A 19222-nucleotide genomic window follows, 5' to 3' on the forward strand; every position below is an offset into this window, starting at 1 on the left:
CGTAGGACAACGCGCCCAGGATCTCCGAAAGGCGGAAGCTTGCCGTGCCGGCGCGTCGGCCGAGTTCGAGGTAACGCGATTTCACGCCGCCAGTCTCCATGGTCGGCGTCAAAGTAGACAGCGACGTGTTAAACAATCGTGAGGCCCCAATGGTCTCAACAGAATTGTATCGGGCACATTTGCCTGCTTGGCGCTTACGGCGAAGCCGAATAAAACTCTGCGGGTCTACGGGCCCAGAGGAGAATGCGGGATGAGCACCGCGACAGTTTCCAGAAGCGATCCGGGATTTCCCTGGCTGATCATCGCAAGCGGCTGTCTGATTACGGCGCTGACTTTCGGCCCTCGCTCGGCGATGGGCTTCTTCCAGTTGCCGATGCTGGCGGATACCGGATGGTCGCGTGCCGATTTCGGTCTCGCCATGGCAATCCAGAACCTGATGTGGGGCCTTGGGCAACCTCTGTTCGGCGCGCTTGCCGACAAGAAAGGTACATGGCGTGTCCTGGCGCTCTCGGCCGTACTCTACGCCACCGGGCTCGCGATGATGGCGGCACCCCAGAGCATCTGGTTCCTGCACGCCGGCGGCGGCGTTCTCGTCGGGCTGGGCGTTGCGTCCGGCTCCTTCGGCATCATTCTCGCCGCCTTCGCGCGCAATGTTACGGCGGATCAGCGTTCCCTGGCATTCGGAATGGGCACCGCAGCGGGTTCGGCCGGCATGTTCCTTTTCGCGCCGATCAGCCAGTCGCTGATCGACTCATTCGGATGGTCGGACGCGTTGCTCGTCATGTCCGCGATGATGCTGATCGTCCCGGTCCTGGCGGTGCCTTTGCGAGGCAATTCATCCTCCGGCACGCAGAAGCAGACCGACATCGACCAGACGATCGCCGAAGCGCTGCGCGAGGCATTCGGGCATCAAAGCTACCTTCTGTTGACCGCCGGTTTCTTCGTCTGCGGTTTCCAGGTCGCATTCATCACCGCGCATTTTCCCGCCTATATCGGCGACATCGGTATCGACGCGCGCTACGCGGTGATCGGGATCGCGTTGATCGGGTTCTTCAACATCATCGGTTCGCTGGCCTCGGGCGTGATCGGTCAGAAATACTCCAAACCGATCTTCCTGGCACTGATCTATATCGGCCGATCCATAGCGGTGACGGCCTTCCTGCTGCTGCCGCAAACGGCGACGTCGGTCATCATCTTCTCGGCGGTGATGGGCATTCTGTGGCTCTCGACAGTGCCGCCGACCAATGCGCTGGTCGCGATCATGTTCGGCACGCGCTATCTCGGCATGCTGGGCGGGATCGTTTTCCTGTCGCACCAGATCGGCTCGTTCCTCGGCGTGTGGCTCGGCGGATATCTTTATGACATTTTCGGCACCTACGATCCCGTCTGGTGGCTCGGTGTCGCGCTCGGCCTGTTCGCGGCCGCGGTCCACTGGCCGATCAAGGAGCAACCGGTTCCCCGGCCGGCTCTCACCGCAGCGGAGTAGTCTCTCATGCTAAAATCCATGCTTGCCCTCGCCCTCCTCTGCTCGTTGCCGGGCGTGGCGCGAGCCGATGGAGCCTTTGTCATGAGCGAACCACGCGTCGTCTCCAGCGCGGATGTCGACGTGGTCAACGAGATCGGGCGGACGCATGTGTTGGCGGATTTCCTGCCTGTCGGTAAACCCGGCATCCTGCATTTCTGGGCCACGTGGTGCGGACCCTGCCGCGAAGAATTGCCAAGTCTCGACGCCTATTCGAACGCACTGACAGAAGACGAACTCGCAACCCGCCTGATCGTCGTGGCCGTGGAGCCCTCGCCGCGCGAAAAGATCGACCGTTTTCTCGACGATCTGGGCCTGCCCGGTTTCGCGACCCTGCAGGATGCCGGAAACCGGTCAGGCGCCGTTTTCGGCCTGTTCGGCATGCCTGCGACCATTCTGATCGATGCAGAGGGCCGCGTGGTCGGGCAGCATTCAGGCCCGCTCGACTGGAGCGACGAATCCGTGCGCGCGGAACTCGCCGCGCATCTGAACGGCTGAGGCTTATCCGCGATTAGTGCTGATGGCCGACATGGCTGTGATGGCGCGCGTCGGAGGCTTCGACCTGGAAGAACATTTCGATATGGCCGAAATCGAATTCGATCTCGATTTCATGTTCCTCGCCCTGAACCAGCGGCATGGACAGGCCGTTCAGGCGCAGGGCAAGACCATCGGGCGTCAGCGTCATTTCGGTACCGGCCTTGATCGGCACCGGCGGCAAGGCGACATAGTCCGGCTCGCCATCCTTCAACTGAAAGCCCACCAGTTCGACCGATGAGGCGATCTCGCTCTCGCCGCCGGTGATGGCGATGTCGCGGTCCGACGCGTTCTCGATATCGACGAAAACAAACGCCGTCTTGCCGGTCGTGGCACGTGCCCATGCGTGTACAGTGCGGACGCCGTCCACCTCGCCTTCGTGATGCGAATGGTCGTCGTGGTCCTCCGCGAGCGCCGTCGCCACAAAGACCGGCTGGGAAAAGCAGATAGATGCCGTCAGAACGGCGGAAAGCACGCGGATCATGAAACGCCCCTTGATGTAATGTTGTTACGCCCGCAGGTCAGTAACGATGTTGCGTGACAGAGCCATGAAGGCAGGCGTCAGGGCGAGAATGACCGTGAGGCTGACGAAGCCGGCAACGAGGTGGAATTCCGGCCAGCCGAGCGTCGCGGTGACGAGAATGTCGGTGCGCGCGGTGACGACGCGCGAAATCGCGCCGACCGCCGCAAAGCCCACGGCGACACCCAACAATGCGCCGGCCCCAATGAGCACCGCCGCATAGGACCAGACAACCGAGAAGACGAAACGGTCCGGCGCGCCGAGCGCGCGCAGCAGCGCAAGGCGGCGGGCATAGAGGCGGGTCAACACGACGAGCCCGGCGAGCACGCCGGCGGTCACCAGAACCTGGGTCAGGACCGCCATGACGCTCATGACCTGACGGACATCGCCAAGCATGGAGTGCAGCCCGGACAATACGGCGCCGGGGAAGACGGCCATCGTCTTGTCGGTGGTGAATTCCGAGCGCAGGGCGTAATTCGCCCAGAGCTGATCGGCGCGCACGAGGACCGCGGGCGTGCCAGGGAAATAGTCCGGATCGAAGGGCGGGCCGATACGGCCGGCATCGCCCGGCGCATGGCCGGATGCAAGGCCGTGGACAGCCCAGACATCCTCCACCGGCACGAGGATCGCCTTGTCCCACGGGCTGCCGGTCAGCCGCATCTTGCCGACGACGGTGATGTCATGACCCTCATGGGCGTCGTGCTCCGCGGCATCGCCGACGCCGTGGGCGGGCACGAAACTGTCGCCGACCTGCAAGGGAACACGCGCACCGGCGACCGCCTCGCCCATGGCCGCGAACATGCGGCCCTCGACGAGTTCGCCGGCCAGATGGGTGACGAATTGCGGCGTCGTGCCGATGACCGGCGACGCCTGATAGCTGTCGCCATAGGCGATCGGCGCGGCGAGCGAGACATTCTCGTGGGTGGCGATGCGGTTGTAGGTGGGGCCGTCGATCAGGGGCACGTCGACGGGCTGCAGATAGACGGCGGCCATCAACATTTGCACTTGCGAGCCGGGCGCGGCGACGACAAGATCGAATTTCTCGGCGGCGCGCGCCGTGCCCTTGCGCAGCCCGCGCTCCTGCGCGATCAGCCCGACGCCGATGCCGACCGAAATGGCGATCAGCGCGATGAAGAGCGCATTTGTCCAGCGGTAGCGCCACATCATCGCCCGCACGAGACCGAAGGGGCGGTAGCCGTGCGTGACGATGAGGCCGGTCACGAGCGCGGGCAGCAACAGGACCACGAACCAGAGCACGTCCTGCGCGGAGGCGGGCAGAGAGTTCCAGAGATCCATTACCGGTGCGAACATGGATCAGCCCTCGCCTGTCCAGCAGCCATCGACGATATCGATGACGCGATCCATGCGTTCATGCAGGGCGGCGTCATGGCTGACCGCGATCAATGTCTTGCCGCGCGTCTCGGCCAGCTCCGCGAGATCGCCGATCAGCCTGTCGGCGGCGGCCCGGTCGAGGCTGGCGGTCGGTTCGTCGGCGAGAATGACCGGCGGATCGGCGGCCAGCGCCCGCGAGACCGCGACGCGCTGGCGTTCGCCGCCCGAAAACGTATCGACTACGCGGTCGGCGTGGTCGCCGAGGCCCAGATGGGCAAGCATCGCGGCCGCGCCACTGGCGATGCGATCACCTTCGGACCTTGCCGCATAGGACGCCGCGAGCGCGGCGTTGCCGAGCGCCGGCAATTCCTCGAACAGGAGGAAGTCCTGGAAAATCATGCCGACGCGCTCGCGGCGGAAACGGGCGCGTTGGGGGGCGTTCATGGCGGAAATCGCCTCATCGCCCCATGTCACCGTCCCGGACTTCAGAGCGATGAGGCCCGCGATCGCGTAAAGAAAGGTGGACTTGCCGGCTCCCGACGGGCCGCGCACGCCGATACGGCTTCCGGCGGGAATGTCGAGCGCGCCGATGCGCAAGAGCCGGCGTCCGCGGTCGCCCTCGACGACAAGGTCGCGGACAGACAGGGCGAGACCCATCAGTCTAATCCTTTTTCCGATCTTGGGGCGAATCCGCGCTCGGCGCGGGCCTGCGAACCTTGCGGTTCGCGGAAGCGCCCATCAACCTCTCCCGTAGGTGGCGTCGACCAGCCGCACGCGGCTGACGAAACCCAGTTCCGGATCGGTGTAGGTGCCGAGCGCGAGTTCGCCGCTGGTAACGATGCGGATATTGAAGGGCACTGTCTTCAAGGTTCGCTTGGTGTAAACGGCGAGGATGTCATCCGGCCATTCGGCCTCGGTCTCGCAAAACGGGCAAACCGCCATCGGCCGCTTGGTCAGCACGAAGAATGACGATTCGGCCTTGAGCGGCGGCGCCATGAAACCCTGAACGGAAATGCGGCTGCCCTCCATGGATTTCGCGTAATCGGAAAAGGACAGATCCTTGTTGTAGAGATCGCGCATGCGCACGACGCCATCGTCCTGCGCCAGCGCGTGCGGCGCAAATCCAACAGCGAGGCTCGCGCCGAGAAAGGTTCTCCGGTCCATTCTTGTCCTCACTTCAACGATCGTTTCAGCTTAAAGCCATATCAGTCGGGGACGAGGAAAGGCCCGCAACGTGGCGGGCCTTTCCCGTTTGCGTATGCGTCGGTTATTCGGCGGTGACCGCCTGGTGCATCACGTGGAAGATCACGTTCTGCTCAAGCGTGCCGGTCAGCAGATGTGCCCAGGGGCCCTTGGCGAAGGAGACAACGTCCTCGCCCGAATGGGTCTCGGAAGACATCGGGATCAGCGCCTGCTGCAGATATTCCGGGTCGGTCGCGGTTTCTTCATCGACATTCGGACGGGTGCCGAAATAGGAGCCGTCGGCCTGCTCGGTCATGACCGAACCGGCGCCGTTCAGGTAACCGATGACGGTGTAAGGCTTGCCGTCGGCGCCGAGCAGCGGCTCGCCGGAATTCTCGACCTGGCCAGCCTTGATGCCCATGCAGAGGCCCAGAATGCTGGAACCGCGGCCGCAATAGCCGTTGAAGGCGATCGCGTGTTCGTGGTCGGCGGTGACGATGATCAGGGTGTCCTCGTCATCGGTCAGTTCGTCCGCCAGAGCGACGGCCTTGGTGAATTCCTGACCGTCCGTGAGGGTGCGGTAGGCGTTGCCGGCATGGTTCGCGTGGTCGACGCGGCCCGCTTCGACTTCCAGGTAGAAGCCGTCGCCGTTCTGGCTCAGCTGCTCGATGGCGGCCTTGGTCAGGTCGGTCAGGGACGGCTCGTCATCGTCGGCGCGGTCGTATTCGTATTTCATGTGGCTGTCTTCGAACAGGCCGAGAACCGGCGTGGAGCCGTCGAGCTTCAGCGCGTTGAAGGACGCGGTGTCGTAGGCGTATTGCGCGCCGGCAGCCTGAGCTTCCTCGATCAGGTTGCGGCCGTCGATGCGGCGCCCCTTGCCGCCATCCATGGTCTCGACATCCTTCGGCGCGAAGTAGCGCGAGCCGCCGCCGAAAGCGAGATCGACCGTGCCGGCGGACATGGCGTCGAACAGCTGCTGGGCGATATCGGTGCAGCCTTCCGGCGCTTCGCCTTCCCAGTTGCGATCAGCCGTCTTGGCGTAAACGGCGGCCGGCGTGGCGTGGGTGATGCGCGCGGTCGAGACGATACCGACCGACTTGCCCATGCCCGTGACGATTTCGGAGAAGGTCGTCAGCTTGTTGCCTTCCTCGGAGGCGCAATCCTTGTTCACGCCGGCTTCGGAGAGGTTGATCGTGTTGAAGATCTGCTTGACGCCAGTGTTCATCGAACCGGCGGTCGGGGCGGAATCCGGTGTCTGGGCGTTGATGTTGTAGGTCTTGATCAGCGCGGTATAGGGATAGGTCTCGTAGGGCAGCACGTTTTCGGAACCGAGCATACCCTTGGACTGGCCGTCGAACAGGCGGACGGCGTAGTTGGTGCCGACACCGTTTCCGTCAGCCACGAACAGAATGACGTTCTTCGCCTTCTTCGTGTTGGGCTGTGCGGCAATCTTTTCCTGAATGACTTTCTGTGCCGAGGTGAACCAGTCGCTGCTGGCCTGGGGCAGGTCCTGGGCGAAAGCGGCGGATGCGGAAAGCGTCGCGAGAAGCGCCGCGGTGACGGTCGTTTTCATGGGTGTCTCCCTGTGTGATGGATGACGGTGGTCGTCTTCCGCCTCGTATCCGCCGTGCATGACAATTGAATAACGGCAACAGGGAAAAGTCCTTCGATATCAATATGTTATTTTATAACATTTCGTTCTCAACAAGGTTACGATGCGGAATGAGAGATAAGAAATTTCGAGGTGTTTCAGGACTTTGCGCGCGCCGGGAAGATCGAGCAGGTTTCGGTGCCGAAGGCGAGCAGCCGACCTCGGCTGTCGGTCAGGCGGGCTTCCGACACGCCGATCGTGCGCCCGCGGCTGACGATGTTCGCCTCGCAGGAGACCTCGCCCATATCCGGCAGGACGGGACGCAAAAGGTTGAGTTTGAACTCCGTCGTTGCAAGCGCCTCGCCCTTCTTCAAGACGGACTGGACAACGCATGCAAGCGCGGAATCCATGATCGTCGCTGTCCAGCCGCCATGCACTGTCCCGCCGGGATTGAGGTAGTCGGTTTTGGGCACACCCCTGAACACCACCCTGCCCTCGTCGGCTTCCGTGAGGGCGAATGTCAGAACCTTCGAGATGGGGGGCGCGGGCAGATCGCCGGAGATGATGGCCCGCAGGATCTCCAGCCCGGTCATTTCGTGATAGGCAGCGATAGGTATCGGGCCGAAGCCGCCGATTGCCGCTACGCCCGGCATGATCTCGTCATTCGATACACTCACGTACTGTGCTCCCTGCTATCCGAAAAAGCCCGACCGACCGCGTTGATGAAGCCTGCGCGTGCATCGGGCTCCTTGATGGCGCGCGGCTCATAGACATGCCGGCGTAGAAAAAAGGCCGTCAGATCGAAGGCGGCCGCCATTTCCGCCGCCGTCGGCACGGCGGAGGGCTGGCCGCCAAGGAAAGCCGGCAGCGCCATGAGCTTGTCTTTCCAGGGGTCACCGGCCAGACGGCTGACCGCGCGGCCGGTTTTCGGCGACACGTAGATCAGGTCGTTGCGCTGGCCGGTTCCCGCGCAGGCGGTGAGATCGAGACCGAAGCCCAGCTCCTCCAGCAGGCGCAATTCGAAGCGAACCATCAGAGGACCAGCGAGTTCCGGTTCGCACAAATGTTCGATGATGACTTCCATCGCGCGGAACAATTCCGAGTGTCGGTCGCGTTCCGGCAACAGGCGCAGATGGCCGGCGAGCAGCTGGATACCGTAAATGCCGGAGGGGTGTTCCATCAGCCGCGCCGCGGCAAGCGCCATGGGCTCGACCTGGAACGTACCGAGATGGTCCTCAAGGCGTGCGCGCCATGTGAGATCGACTTCGTTGCCGGGCTGTAGCACAGGCTGCTGGCGGCGCGAGCGCCCGCCGCGGACCAATCCGAGGTGCCGGCCGCGCTGCTCGGTCATCACTTCGAGGATCAGGCTGGTCTCACCATGCCTTCGTGTGCCGATAATGATGCCGCGGTCCCGCCATTCCATGGCGCGGAGATTGCGTCAGTCGGCGGAAAAGTCCAGCCCCATCTCGCGATAACGCTCCGGATCATTGCCCCAGTTCTCGCGCACCTTGACGAAGAGGAAGAGATGGACGGGCTGCTCGAGGATCTCCGCGATCTCCTTGCGTGACGCCTGGCCGATTGCCTTGATCGTCTCGCCCTTGTGTCCGAGCACGATCTTCTTCTGGCTGTCGCGCTCGACAAAGATCACCTGCTGGATCTTCACCGAGCCGTCCTTCTTTTCCTCCCACGTTTCCGTCTCGACGGTGGAGGAATAGGGCAATTCCTGGTGTAGGCGCAGATAGAGCTTCTCGCGGGTAATCTCGGCCGCGAGCTGGCGCATCGGCAGGTCGGAGATCTGGTCCTCCGGATAGTACCAGGGCCCCTCCGGGACAGTCTCCGCCAGTTTCTTGAGAAGATCCTTGCAGCCGTAACCTTCCGAGGCCGAGATCATGAACGTCTCGGCGAATTCCGCGCGCTCGTTGATTTCCTTCGCCAGTTCAAGAAGCCGCGGCGGCTCGACGGTGTCGATCTTGTTGAGCACCAGATATTTCGTCTGACGGATATCCGGCAGCACCTCGAGGATGCGTTCCTCGTCCTCGCGGATGCCTTTGCGCGCATCGACAAGCACGAGGACGATGTCTGCATCGCGGGCACCGGACCAGGCCGACGTCACCATGGCGCGGTCGAGGCGGCGCTTCGGTGCGAAGACGCCCGGCGCATCCATGAAAACGAGCTGGGTGCGATCGACGGTGGCAATGCCGCGAACCAGCGCGCGCGTCGTCTGTACCTTGTGGGTGACAATCGACACTTTCGTGCCGACAAGCTGATTGACCAGCGTGGACTTGCCGGCGTTCGGGGCGCCGATCAGCGCGATGAACCCCGAACGTGACGGGGCTTCTTTTGTCTCAGTCATTTTCACGCACTTTCTCACGCTGAAGCAGCCGTTCCGCGGCCGCCTGCTCGGCGATACGTTTCGAGCGCCCTTCGGCGATCTCGGGTTTCAATCCACCGACAGTCACCGAAACCGTGAAGACGGGATCGTGATCCGGACCGACGCGCGAAACGACTTCATATACGGGTGTCGCAGCGTGGGCGCGATGCGCCCATTCCTGCAATTCGGTCTTGGCGTCGCGGCGCGCGGCCTCTGCTTCCGACGCCCGGCCCTTCCAGTAACGGCGGATAAAAGGCCGTACGGCGTCGAGACCGCCGTCGAGATAGATCGTCGCGATGAGCGACTCGACAACGTCGGCGCGCAGGTTCTTGCGGTGACTGTCGCGAAGCTGGCGGACATCCGATCCGGTCCGGATGAAATCGCCGAGCGACAGTTCATCCGCCACCGCAGCAAGCGTGTTCGCATTCACCAACTGGTTGAGCCGCACAGACAATTCGCCCTCGTCGGCCGACTGGAACTCCTCGAACAGCATCTCGGCGACGCAAAGGCCAAGCACCCGGTCGCCGAGAAATTCGAGACGTTCATAGTCGCGCCCGGCGCGCCCGCGGGCGCTGGCATGCGTCAGCGCGCGGTCGAGGCGACCGGCATCGACGAAACGATGCCCCGTAATCTCCTCCAGCCGCCGCAGCATTTCGGGCGAAACCGCCGCCTTCGTCATTTCGAGGCGGAATGGAAGAACCGGTCGAACCGCAATTCGGACGGCCAGCGCCAGATCTCCAGCGGCGACGCTCCGCCGGCAATGGAGAAGAAGATGATATTCGCCCGTCCGACGAAATTCTCCAGCGGGACGTAGCCGACGCCAAAGCGGCTGTCGTTGGAGTTGTCGCGGTTGTCGCCCATCATGAAATAATGGCCTTCCGGCACAATGAATTCGCGAGTGTTGTCGGCGCTAGAATTTGGCGACAGGTCAAGCGTGCGGTAGCTGACGCCATTGGGCAGCGTTTCGGTGTAGACGTCGACCGGACCGAATTTCTCCGTCACGTCGGGATCGTCGATCTGGCCGGCGGATTCGCGCTTCACAGCTTCGCCGTTGATGTAGAGCTGCCCGTCGCGCATCTGGATCGTATCGCCCGGAAGGCCGATCACGCGCTTGATGTAATCGACATTGGAAACCGGGTGCTTGAACACCGCGACATCGCCGCGTTCCGGGGTTCCCGACCAGATGCGGCCGGAGAAGATATTCGGCGAAAACGGCAGCGAATGGCGCGAATAGCCGTATGCGAACTTGGAAACGAACAGGTAGTCGCCTTCCAGCAGGGTCGGGCGCATCGAGCCTGACGGGATGGAAAAGGGCTGGAACAACAGCGTGCGGATGAGCAGCGCGAGAATGAGCGCCTGGACGATGACCGAGACGATCTCGCCCAGTGAATTTTGTTTGGTTTCGGTCTTTTCAGCCACGAAATTTCATCCCGTTGTCGTTATTTTCCCGGTCGTGCGACCGGTCTTATCCTTTCGGACCCAAGGCCGCAATTCCAGATGCGGGAACACGCCGGCGCGAATCTATTCCGGTACAGCCTCAATGATGACGAAGGCCTGCGCAAGCGGCATATCGTCCGTGATCGTGACATGGATGACGGGCTTGTGCCCCTGCGGCATCATGGCGTGAAGACGCTCCGCCGCACCGCCCGTCAGTTGCATTGTGGGCTTGCCGCCCGGAAGGTTCACGACGCCCATGTCGCGCCAGAAAACACCACGCGATAGGCCCGTTCCCAAGGCTTTTGCACAAGCCTCCTTGGCTGCGAAGCGCTTGGCGTAGGACGCGGCCCGCAGACGACGACGATCCGACTTGGCGCGCTCGACTTCCGTGAAGACCCGCTCGGTGAAGCGCGTACCGAAACGTTCGAGAGATTTCTCGACGCGGCGGATGTCGATCAGGTCGCTGCCCAGTCCGATGATCACGCTTCGAACTCCGGATTTTCTCCCGCGGCGCGGCGATGCGATTCGAAATGCATGCTGCGGCGGCTCTGGAAGGCGGTCACGGCAACGCGCGTCAGAACGTAGAGGAATGCGGCGACGAGCAGCCCGAGCGGCACGCCGCCGATCAGCATCGGCTTGAGGATCGGATCCCAGATCGCGAGGATCTCACCATTGTGCAGAAGCGAGCCGACATTGACGGGCTTGGGCGATGCCCCCGCTTCCGCCATTCCGAGGATCGCGGTTCCCGCGCCGTGCGTTGCCGCCCAGATCGCGGGGAACGTCAGAGGATTGCCGACGGCTGTGCCGAGTGCGGCAGCGATCATGTTGCCCGCGAGAAGCCAGGCCAGCACGAAGGCGAGAATGAAGTGCAATCCCATGAAGGGTGTGAAGGATGCGAAAGCGCCAGCCGCGACACCGGCGGCGATGGCATGTGGCGTCGCCTTGATGCGAAGCATCCGCTTCCAGTAGTAGCGGAAGGAACGCGCGTAGTTGCGGCGTGGCATCATCCAGACACGCAGTCTGCTACGCCAATTCTCGCGTTCCCTGCGTCCAAAAATCATAGAGGCCACACCTGTCGAAAACCGGTCTTCCCACGCGTAGCGGCGAAATCTCTACGCAAGGTAACCGCCCATGAGATAGTCAGCCCCGCCCCCGGCATCAAGCTTCGCTGTGCGGGCCGCAATGATCACAGGCTCCTGCTGCCCGGCTTGATCGCCGGTATGGCAGCCAATTCCGGCGGCAATTTGTCTGCCGGATAGGCCGGAACCTCGTATTCGGCCAACGCGATGAGCGGGACGCCGACATCGGCCTTGCCTGCTGACCGGTCAATCAGGCAGCCGGCGGCCAGCACCTCCGCACCGAGTTCCTTCAGGCTTTCCACGGTCTCGCGGATGGACAGGCCCGTGGTGACGATGTCCTCGATAATGACGACGCGTGCGCCCTTCTCCATCTCGAAACGGCGCAGCTTGAAGACCCCCGCCTCGCGCTCGACCCAGATCGCCGGCGCGCCAAGATGGCGCGAGGTTTCATATGCGGGGATGATCCCGCCGACCGCCGGACCGACGACATAATCAATCCCGCCCAGTCCCGCAGCTTCGATCTTGGCGGCGAGCGCCTTGCAGAGAATTTCCGTCTTGTCCGGATGCATGAAGACACGTGCCTTTTGCAGGAAGACCGGGCTCCGGAGGCCCGATGTCAGAATGAAGTGCCCGTGCAGCACCGCTCCCGCACTCTCAAAAACGTCAAGCACGTCCTGCGTTGTCATTTCATGCGTCATGCATCGTCCCCGTTATCCGTCTCGTATCCTGAGCAGCGACCGTCATCCATTCGCGCGCTCGACCGTCGATACCGCCTCCGCGTCCCGCAGCCGCGCAATCAAACCATTGAGATGCTTCAAATCCCAGACTTCGAGATCGAAATTCATCTCCGTGAAATCGGGCGCGGTGCGAACCATGGAGAGCGTGTGAATATTGGCATCCATATTGCCGATGATCTGCGCGATTTCGGCCAGCGAGCCCGGCGCGTTGATCGCCGTGACCACGATCTGGGCGGAAAAGCGCTGGCGGTCCAGGCCGTCGAGATCCCAGCGCACGTCGATCCAGCGTTCCGGCTGGTCATCATAAGCCGCCAGCGAGGGAGACTGGATGGGATAGATCGTGATTCCTTTGCCCGGCGTGGAAATCCCGATGATGCGGTCTCCGGGAACCGCACCTTCGGGCGAAAAACGCACCGGAATATCGCTCGCAGCACCGCGGATCGGCACTGCACGATCGATCGCGTCACGCGTCGCGACGCCCTTGTCGTCCTCGGGGCCCGTATTGCCCGGGATGCGGAACATCATGCCTGTCGCGCTGGTCAAATTGAACCAGCCATCACCTTCGACGCCGCCAGCCGGGAGAGCGGAACTGCGCGCATCCTGGTAGTCGGGGAAGACGGCGCGCACGACATCGTCGGAGGGGATCTCCCCTCGCCCGACCGCAGCCAGCACGTCGTCGACCTCCTTCTGGCCAAGCCGTCTGACACCCTGTTTCAGAATGTCTCGGGAGAACTCCTTGCCGGCCCGCTCGAAGGCGCGCTCAAGGATGCGATGGCCGAGGCCGGCATATTGCTTGCGAATCGCCATGCGCGAGGCGCGGCGGATCGCCGACCGGGCCTTTCCGGTCACGACGACATGCTCCCACGCCGCCGGTGGCGTCTGCGCGTTCGAGCGCACGACCTCAACCTCGTCGCCGTTTTGCAGGCGCGTGACCAGCGGCATGATGCGGCCGTTGATCTTGGCGCCGACGCAGGAATTGCCGATATCGGTGTGAACCGCATAGGCGAAATCGACCGGGGTCGCACCGCGCGGCAGCGCGATCAGGCGGCCCTTCGGCGTGAAACAGAAAACCTGGTCCTGGAACAGTTCCAGCTTGGTGTGCTCCAGGAACTCCTCGGGATTGTCGCCTTCGGAAAGCGACTCGATGGTCCGGCGCAGCCATGCGTAGGCATTCGAATCACGCGACAGGGCGACACCGGCCTCGTCGTGGCCGTTCGTCTTCGCCGCGGCGGACTTGTCCTTGTAGAGCGCATGCGCGGCGATGCCGTATTCGGCGACCTCGTGCATTTCCTGGGTGCGTATCTGCAGTTCGACACGCTGTTTCGACGGGCCGACAATGGTGGTGTGGATCGACCGATAGTCGTTCTGCTTCGGCGTCGAGATATAATCCTTGAAGCGTCCGGGCACGGTGTTCCACTTGCGATGGACGATGCCGAGCGCGCGATAGCAGTCATCGACCTTCTCGACGATGATGCGGAAGCCGAACACATCCGACAATTGTTCGAAGGACAGCGCCTTCGATTCCATCTTGCGAAAGACCGACCACGGCTTTTTCTGACGGCTGTAGACCTCGGCATTGATGCCGTTCGCGGCGAGCAGGTTCTGCAGGGTCTCGGTGATCTCACCAAGCGTTTCGCGGTTGTACTCCCCCAGTTCCGCGAGCCGGTCCGTGATGGTGCGATAGGCCTCCGGATTGATATGGCGAAATGCCAGTTCCTCCAGTTCCTCGCGCATGTCCTGCATGCCCATGCGGCCGGCAAGCGGCGCATAGATGTCCATCGTCTCCTCGGCAATGCGGGCGCGCTTGTGCGGCGGCACGAAATCGAGGGTGCGCATATTGTGGAGACGATCGGCGAGCTTGACGAGCAGGACGCGCACATCATCGGCGATTGCGAGGAGGAGCTTGCGAAGATTTTCCGCCTGCGCGGCGCGCTTGGATACCAGATCGAGCTTCTTGAGCTTGGTCAGCCCATCGACAAGGCGACCGATATCTTCGCCGAACATCTCCTCGATTTCACGGCGCGTCGCGGATGTGTCCTCGATCGTGTCATGCAGCAGGCCAACGGCGACCGTGCTCTCGTCGAGCCGCATGTCCGTCAGGATGGCGGCAACTTCGAGCGGATGGGAGAAATAGGGATCGCCGGACGCCCGCTTCTGGTCGCCGTGCTTCTGCATGGCATAGACATATGCCTTGTTGAGCAGCGCCTCATTGACCTGCGGCTTGTAACGCTGGATGCGTTCGACCAGTTCGTACTGGCGCATCATTGGCGCAAATTCCCAAAAGAAAAGACGCGCGGACCGATCCGTCCGCGCGCCTTGAAAAAACCATCCATGGCAATGCCTTGAAGGTCGGCGAACCGATCAGAGATCGTCGGATTTTTCCGGCGGGACAAGTCCCTCGATTCCGGCGAGCAGTTCTTCTTCCGACATCCGGTCGAAGGTGATCGCTTCGGGAGCATCCTCGGATTCCGCGGCCTCGGCGGTGTCGACGACATCGCTCTCCGGCTCGTCCACTTCGACATGCTTCTGCAGCGAGTGGATCAGGTCTTCCTTCAGATCGCCCGGAGAAAGCGTCTGGTCGGCGATTTCGCGCAGTGCGACCACCGGATTCTTGTCGTTGTCACGATCGACCGTGATCGGCGCGCCCTGCGACACCTGGCGGGCGCGATGCGCAGCCAGGAGTACGAGATCAAAACGGTTCTCGACCTTGTCAATACAGTCTTCGACGGTAACGCGAGCCATATTGCGTTTCCCTTACGTCAATAATTATGTGGAGGTTCATATCCATCAGGACTATGATGGCTATACCGCTTTATGGCGGACAGCGCAACTCGAATGGCAGCAAGCGCGCGAATGCGGCGCAATCAAGGCGGCAGACACAAAACAGCCCGTTTTCCGGCGCATGAGCCAAATTGCAGGGTTTGATTCAATCCGGCATTCATGGGATGCCGATACTATTCGCACAACAACAATTTTCGGGCAAAGGCCTACAAGATGTTTGATCCACGCGAGAAGATCGCCTTGTTCATCGACGGTGCCAACCTTTACGCTGCGGCCAAGTCACTCGGATTCGATATCGACTATCGCAAGCTGCTGAAGGCGTTCCAGTCCCGCGGCTACCTGCTTCGCGCGTATTATTACACCGCGCTCGTCGAGGATCAGGAGTATTCCTCTATCCGGCCGCTGATCGACTGGCTCGATTACAATGGCTACAAGGTCGTCACCAAGCCGGCGAAGGAATTCACCGACTCCGCGGGCCGTCGCAAGATCAAGGGCAACATGGATATCGAGCTGACGATCGACGCCATGGAACTCGCCGATTCGGTGGACCATTTCGTGATCTTCTCCGGTGACGGCGACTTCCGCTCGCTCGTCGAGGCGCTGCAGCGGCGCGGCCGCAAGGTTTCCGTCGTGTCGACGATGTCGACACAGCCGCCGATGATCGCCGACGACCTTCGCCGCCAGGCCGACCATTTCATGGACCTGAAGGGATTACAGGGCGAAATCGGACGCGACGCGTCGGAACGCCCTGCCCCGCGGCAGTCGGTCACCGCGCGTGACCACGACGAAGACGACGATACAGACTACTGACCGAAGGCTCCTTGACTGTCTCCGCCGCCGAGCCCGAGAGGGACTGCGCGCTTTGTCCGCGCCTGCACGACTTCATCGCCGAATGGCGGGTGCGCGAGCCCGGCTGGCACAATGCGCCGGTTTCCACATGGCTGCCGCCGGAGGGCCCGCAATGCGTTCGCCTCCTGATCGTCGGCCTCGCACCCGGCCTGCGCGGCGCAAACCGGACCGGGCGGCCGTTTACCGGCGATTTCTCGGGCGACATGCTTTACGCGACACTCAAGGCGCACGGATTTGCGACCGGAACGTTCGAATCCCGCTCCGACGACAGTCTGCGCCTCTCTGGAACAGCCGTCACGAATGCGGTGCGGTGCCTGCCGCCGGGGAACAAACCCGTCGCGGCGGAGGTCAATACCTGCCGGCAGTTCCTGACGGCGACAATCGACCGGTTCACAAACCTTCAGGCGATCGTGACGCTCGGAAAGATCGCGCATGACTCCACGATCCGGGCCTTCGGCGAACGTGTCGCCGTTCATCCGTTCAAGCATGATGTGGCGACTGAAATCGGCGGAATTTCAATCGTTTCCAGCTATCATTGCTCGCGCTACAACATCAATACCGGAGTGTTGACGCCGGCGATGTTCGAGCAGGTCTTTCAGAAAGCGGCGCATCTCGCCGCCGATTAATGCGCAGACGACAAGAGCCACCCTGAAGCGCCGTTCGTCGGCAACTTTTCACCAAGTTTCAACGGTCGCAGAGGAAGAATTGCGTGACGTTACGATGACGTGACGTTATCTAGACGAAATCAACCCTGACAGTTTTCGGCGCTAATGGAATTTCTAATGATCAGACCTGCCTTGTACGCCATTGTGGCCGCCGCAATCGGCCTTGTTTCCGCGAATACTTCGGTGGCCGATACCTTCTTGAAAGTTGGAGTGACAGCGGGCGGCGGATATGACTTTGCCGCGCGGCTAATGGCTCCCTACCTAGAGAAGCATCTCGGCGGCGAGGGTGTCATCGTGCAGAATGTCCAAGGAGCATCGAGCCTCAACCTCGCCAGACAGATGCAGGTTTCCGACGCCGACAATGAAATCGGATTGATCCTCGCCAGCCAGATTGTCCGGGCGCGTTTGAACCCAGACGCCGTCGCCGTAGACTTCTCCGCGTTCCAGTGGCTGGGCAGCCTGAATTCGGTGACGAGCATTTGCCTGACCTCCAAGGAATCAGGCGTTGACACATTCGAGAAGCTCATTTCCGAAGACATCAAGATGGGAGCGACATCGCAGACCGGCGGGTTCTATCAACTCGCTGCCTTGGTCAAGAATAGTTTCGGCGGAAAGTACGAGATTATCACTGGTTTCAAGGGCCTTACCGATATCGAGGCGGCCGTCCAACGTGGCGAGATCGCGGGTTATTGTGGTAGCCAGTTGGACCGCTATATCCGGAACAACCAAAAGGGCACGTACAACCTGATCGGATCTGCCGCCAACGAAATCGAGCTGGACGGAAAAATTATTCCTAGTTTCGCATCCTTCGCGTCGAACGACGAGACCCAAGCCGCGATCAAGCTCTTTAGTGCTCGCGACGAAATCTACTACCCGTTCTTCATGGCGCCGGGTGCTTCGCAAGAGGCGGTGATGCGTTATCGCGCGGCCTTCGACGCCGTAATGAAAGATCCGGAGTTTCTCAAGGAAGCGTTAGCAGTCTATATCGACATGAACCCCGCCAACGGATCGGCGCTGGAAGCAAAGATCAAGGCCGTATCCGAATCGGATCCAGCTACGGTGAGCCGCCTTATCGAACTGACCAAGTGACACAGCGAAGCGCTCCGTAACGACATGACGCTGGGAAAAAACATCGGAGCCGCAGTCCTCGAAGCGGCTGACCGGTATCGCGGGCGAATTGCATTCTCCGGCCCCGACGGGGACTTGGATTACGAGAGTTTTGCGAGCCTCGTGGCGATGTTGGCGCTCTTGTTGCGGCAGCATGGTGTTACTCGCGGGGATTGCGTCGCTGTTGCCGTGGACGAACCGAGAGAGGCGATAGCCGCGATAGCTGCTTGCTCTCTACTCGGCGCCGCCTGGGCCCCAGAATACGGCCTGACGAGCAGGTCTATCGCGGACCACGTAACCCATACGCTGATCGCACCGGGGCCGAGAAAATCGGATCGTGTGATTGCTGGAAAGGCCATCATCTTTGATTTGCATCCGGTTAGCGCAATCGATGCGATGGCCGTGTTGAACGCGGAAAAACCGGACGGTTTCTCCGATGGGTCCAACATGTCTCGGCTTGGCGCATCCTCGGGAACAACGGGTGAGAAAAAAGCCATCTATGTATCAGTCGAAGACGAATGGGCGCGCATTACCTGGGTCTCCGCAGCGACGCCGAGGAACCAAAGGTTCACTTCGATGTGCCTGTTTCGCTCTGATTCCGGCGTCGGCGCGAACACCCGTATTCGCACGCTCCTATCCGGCGGGGTAAACATCGAGCGAGCAGGCCCGCTTGTCCTAGCGCGAAAGGAGATCTCGCAAACTGTCGGCTCGCCGGAACAATATACAAAATTGTTCGCGAGCATGCACAACGCTGGGGTCGAAAGACAACTTCCGCTTGCGCTTGTGGGGGGCGCCCGTCCGGGAGAGGTGTTCATGAACGCGATGCGGAAACACTTTGAGAGGATAACGGTTTTCTACGGATCGACCGAACTCGGAAGCGTCGCGGAATACACGATAGCCGCCGATGAGAGCTACGATGGCCGTCTCGAGCCGATCAACAACCTGGCCGACGTCCAAATCGTCGATGACGAACACCGGCCAGTATCCGACGGGACCATCGGGCGGGTGCGCATCAGGGGCAAGCATGGGATGCCCCACTACATCGACGACGATATAGCAAACAGCAAGTCGTTCCGAAACGGATGGTTCTTTCCAGGCGATCTCGGGCGTATAGACGACCTAGGCTTTCTCCATATCGAGGGACGCTCAAACGATACCGCAAATCTTGGCGGCGTGAAGATGGACATGTTGCGGTATGATGACTTCATCCAAAATTTTAGCGGGATCGAAGACGGATACTGTTTTGTCAAAGCGGATGAATTCGGGGTCGACCGGCTTTTTTTCATTTTGCGGTTCGCCGAGGGAAGCGACATCGGAAAAACGGTGATCGACCTCCTCCAGAACATGCAGAGCGAAAGCTGGTTCAATGCCGGCCCAACGGCAATCTATGCGTCGCGAGAAGTTCCCCGTACGGAGACGGGAAAGGCGATCAGGCAAAAAGCGTCGGACCTTTGCGCAGAGCTAAGCCCTATACTGGAAAAATCCGGAATTGCTTGATGCTGAAATCTGCGCGAC

The 19222-nt window shown here is 61.5% G+C and carries 21 protein-coding genes; 6 read left to right on the forward strand and 15 right to left on the reverse strand.

Annotated features, from left to right (window positions below; genetic code table 11):
* Positions 1–250: 250 nt before the first annotated feature.
* Both ACQK2M_RS17685 and ACQK2M_RS17690 read left to right on the forward strand, forming a co-directional pair.
* Positions 251–1486 carry an MFS transporter gene (locus ACQK2M_RS17685; protein WP_425418869.1) on the forward strand — a complete coding sequence of 412 codons (1236 nt, stop codon included), beginning with the start codon at positions 251–253 and terminating at the stop codon, positions 1484–1486.
* A gap of 81 nt (positions 1487–1567) precedes the next feature.
* Positions 1568–2020 carry a TlpA family protein disulfide reductase gene (locus tag ACQK2M_RS17690; RefSeq protein WP_425418870.1) on the forward strand — a complete coding sequence of 151 codons (453 nt, stop codon included), beginning with the start codon at positions 1568–1570 and terminating at the stop codon, positions 2018–2020.
* 13 nt (positions 2021–2033) lie between these two features.
* Here the strand turns inward: ACQK2M_RS17690 and ACQK2M_RS17695 are convergent, their stop codons facing one another.
* The 15 genes from ACQK2M_RS17695 to rpoZ all read right to left on the reverse strand — a co-directional run bounded on the left by ACQK2M_RS17695 (position 2034) and on the right by rpoZ (position 15047).
* Positions 2034–2540 carry a copper chaperone PCu(A)C gene (locus ACQK2M_RS17695; protein ID WP_425418871.1) on the reverse strand — a complete coding sequence of 169 codons (507 nt, stop codon included), beginning with the start codon at positions 2538–2540 and terminating at the stop codon, positions 2034–2036.
* 24 nt (positions 2541–2564) lie between these two features.
* Entirely contained in the window at positions 2565–3887 is a 1323-nt protein-coding gene (locus ACQK2M_RS17700) for an ABC transporter permease (RefSeq protein WP_425418872.1), read from the reverse strand.
* Between the two features lie 3 nt (positions 3888–3890).
* The gene (locus ACQK2M_RS17705; RefSeq protein WP_425418873.1) at positions 3891–4565 is read right to left on the reverse strand and encodes an ABC transporter ATP-binding protein; all 675 of its coding nucleotides are present in this window, start codon (positions 4563–4565) and stop codon (positions 3891–3893) included.
* An 81-nt stretch (positions 4566–4646) separates the two neighbouring features.
* Complete coding sequence (locus ACQK2M_RS17710) at positions 4647–5072, reverse strand: hypothetical protein (RefSeq protein WP_223476972.1); 426 nt, start codon at positions 5070–5072, stop codon at positions 4647–4649.
* A 103-nt stretch (positions 5073–5175) separates the two neighbouring features.
* Positions 5176–6663, reverse strand: coding sequence for an alkaline phosphatase (locus tag ACQK2M_RS17715; protein ID WP_425418874.1), 1488 nt, complete (start codon positions 6661–6663; stop codon positions 5176–5178).
* A 176-nt stretch (positions 6664–6839) separates the two neighbouring features.
* On the reverse strand, positions 6840–7358 hold the full coding sequence (locus ACQK2M_RS17720) for a PaaI family thioesterase (protein ID WP_425418875.1): 519 nt from the start codon (positions 7356–7358) through the stop codon (positions 6840–6842).
* Positions 7355–8104, reverse strand: coding sequence for a DNA repair protein RecO (gene recO, locus ACQK2M_RS17725; protein WP_223476975.1), 750 nt, complete (start codon positions 8102–8104; stop codon positions 7355–7357). Before recO ends, ACQK2M_RS17720 begins: the two co-directional genes overlap by 4 nt.
* 15 nt (positions 8105–8119) lie before the next feature.
* Complete coding sequence (gene era, locus ACQK2M_RS17730) at positions 8120–9034, reverse strand: GTPase Era (RefSeq protein WP_425418876.1); 915 nt, start codon at positions 9032–9034, stop codon at positions 8120–8122.
* The gene (rnc, locus tag ACQK2M_RS17735) at positions 9027–9731 is read right to left on the reverse strand and encodes a ribonuclease III (RefSeq protein WP_425418877.1); all 705 of its coding nucleotides are present in this window, start codon (positions 9729–9731) and stop codon (positions 9027–9029) included. Before rnc ends, era begins: the two co-directional genes overlap by 8 nt.
* A complete protein-coding gene (lepB, locus tag ACQK2M_RS17740) occupies positions 9728–10471 on the reverse strand; it encodes a signal peptidase I (RefSeq protein WP_223476978.1) in 744 nt (247 codons plus the stop codon). Before lepB ends, rnc begins: the two co-directional genes overlap by 4 nt.
* A gap of 102 nt (positions 10472–10573) precedes the next feature.
* Positions 10574–10972: a holo-ACP synthase gene (gene acpS, locus ACQK2M_RS17745; RefSeq protein WP_223476979.1), complete on the reverse strand. Its 399-nt coding sequence runs from the start codon at positions 10970–10972 to the stop codon at positions 10574–10576.
* A complete protein-coding gene (locus ACQK2M_RS17750) occupies positions 10969–11550 on the reverse strand; it encodes a DUF2062 domain-containing protein (protein ID WP_425418878.1) in 582 nt (193 codons plus the stop codon). The genes acpS and ACQK2M_RS17750 overlap by 4 nt, the downstream gene beginning before the upstream one ends.
* 125 nt (positions 11551–11675) lie before the next feature.
* Complete coding sequence (gene pyrE / locus ACQK2M_RS17755) at positions 11676–12254, reverse strand: orotate phosphoribosyltransferase (protein WP_425420080.1); 579 nt, start codon at positions 12252–12254, stop codon at positions 11676–11678.
* Positions 12255–12308: 54 nt separating this feature from the next.
* On the reverse strand, positions 12309–14570 hold the full coding sequence (locus ACQK2M_RS17760; protein WP_425418879.1) for a RelA/SpoT family protein: 2262 nt from the start codon (positions 14568–14570) through the stop codon (positions 12309–12311).
* A gap of 96 nt (positions 14571–14666) precedes the next feature.
* Positions 14667–15047 (reverse strand): DNA-directed RNA polymerase subunit omega, encoded by a 381-nt coding sequence (gene rpoZ, locus ACQK2M_RS17765; protein ID WP_223476982.1) that lies wholly within the window; start codon positions 15045–15047, stop codon positions 14667–14669.
* Between the two features lie 252 nt (positions 15048–15299).
* On the opposite strand from rpoZ, the gene ACQK2M_RS17770 reads away from it, so the two are divergent.
* From ACQK2M_RS17770 to ACQK2M_RS17785, 4 genes are all read left to right on the forward strand, one after another.
* Entirely contained in the window at positions 15300–15896 is a 597-nt protein-coding gene (locus tag ACQK2M_RS17770) for an NYN domain-containing protein (RefSeq protein ID WP_223476983.1), read from the forward strand.
* An 11-nt stretch (positions 15897–15907) separates the two neighbouring features.
* Positions 15908–16561, forward strand: a complete 654-nt coding sequence (locus ACQK2M_RS17775; protein ID WP_425418880.1) for a uracil-DNA glycosylase — start codon at positions 15908–15910, stop codon at positions 16559–16561.
* Positions 16562–16717: 156 nt separating this feature from the next.
* Positions 16718–17689, forward strand: coding sequence for a hypothetical protein (locus tag ACQK2M_RS17780; RefSeq protein WP_425418881.1), 972 nt, complete (start codon positions 16718–16720; stop codon positions 17687–17689).
* 24 nt (positions 17690–17713) lie between these two features.
* Positions 17714–19204, forward strand: a complete 1491-nt coding sequence (locus ACQK2M_RS17785; RefSeq protein ID WP_425418882.1) for an AMP-binding protein — start codon at positions 17714–17716, stop codon at positions 19202–19204.
* Positions 19205–19222 lie beyond the last annotated feature (18 nt).

The organism is Oricola indica, assembly GCF_965227485.1.
In the GTDB taxonomy this organism is placed as follows: domain Bacteria; phylum Pseudomonadota; class Alphaproteobacteria; order Rhizobiales; family Rhizobiaceae; genus Oricola; species Oricola indica.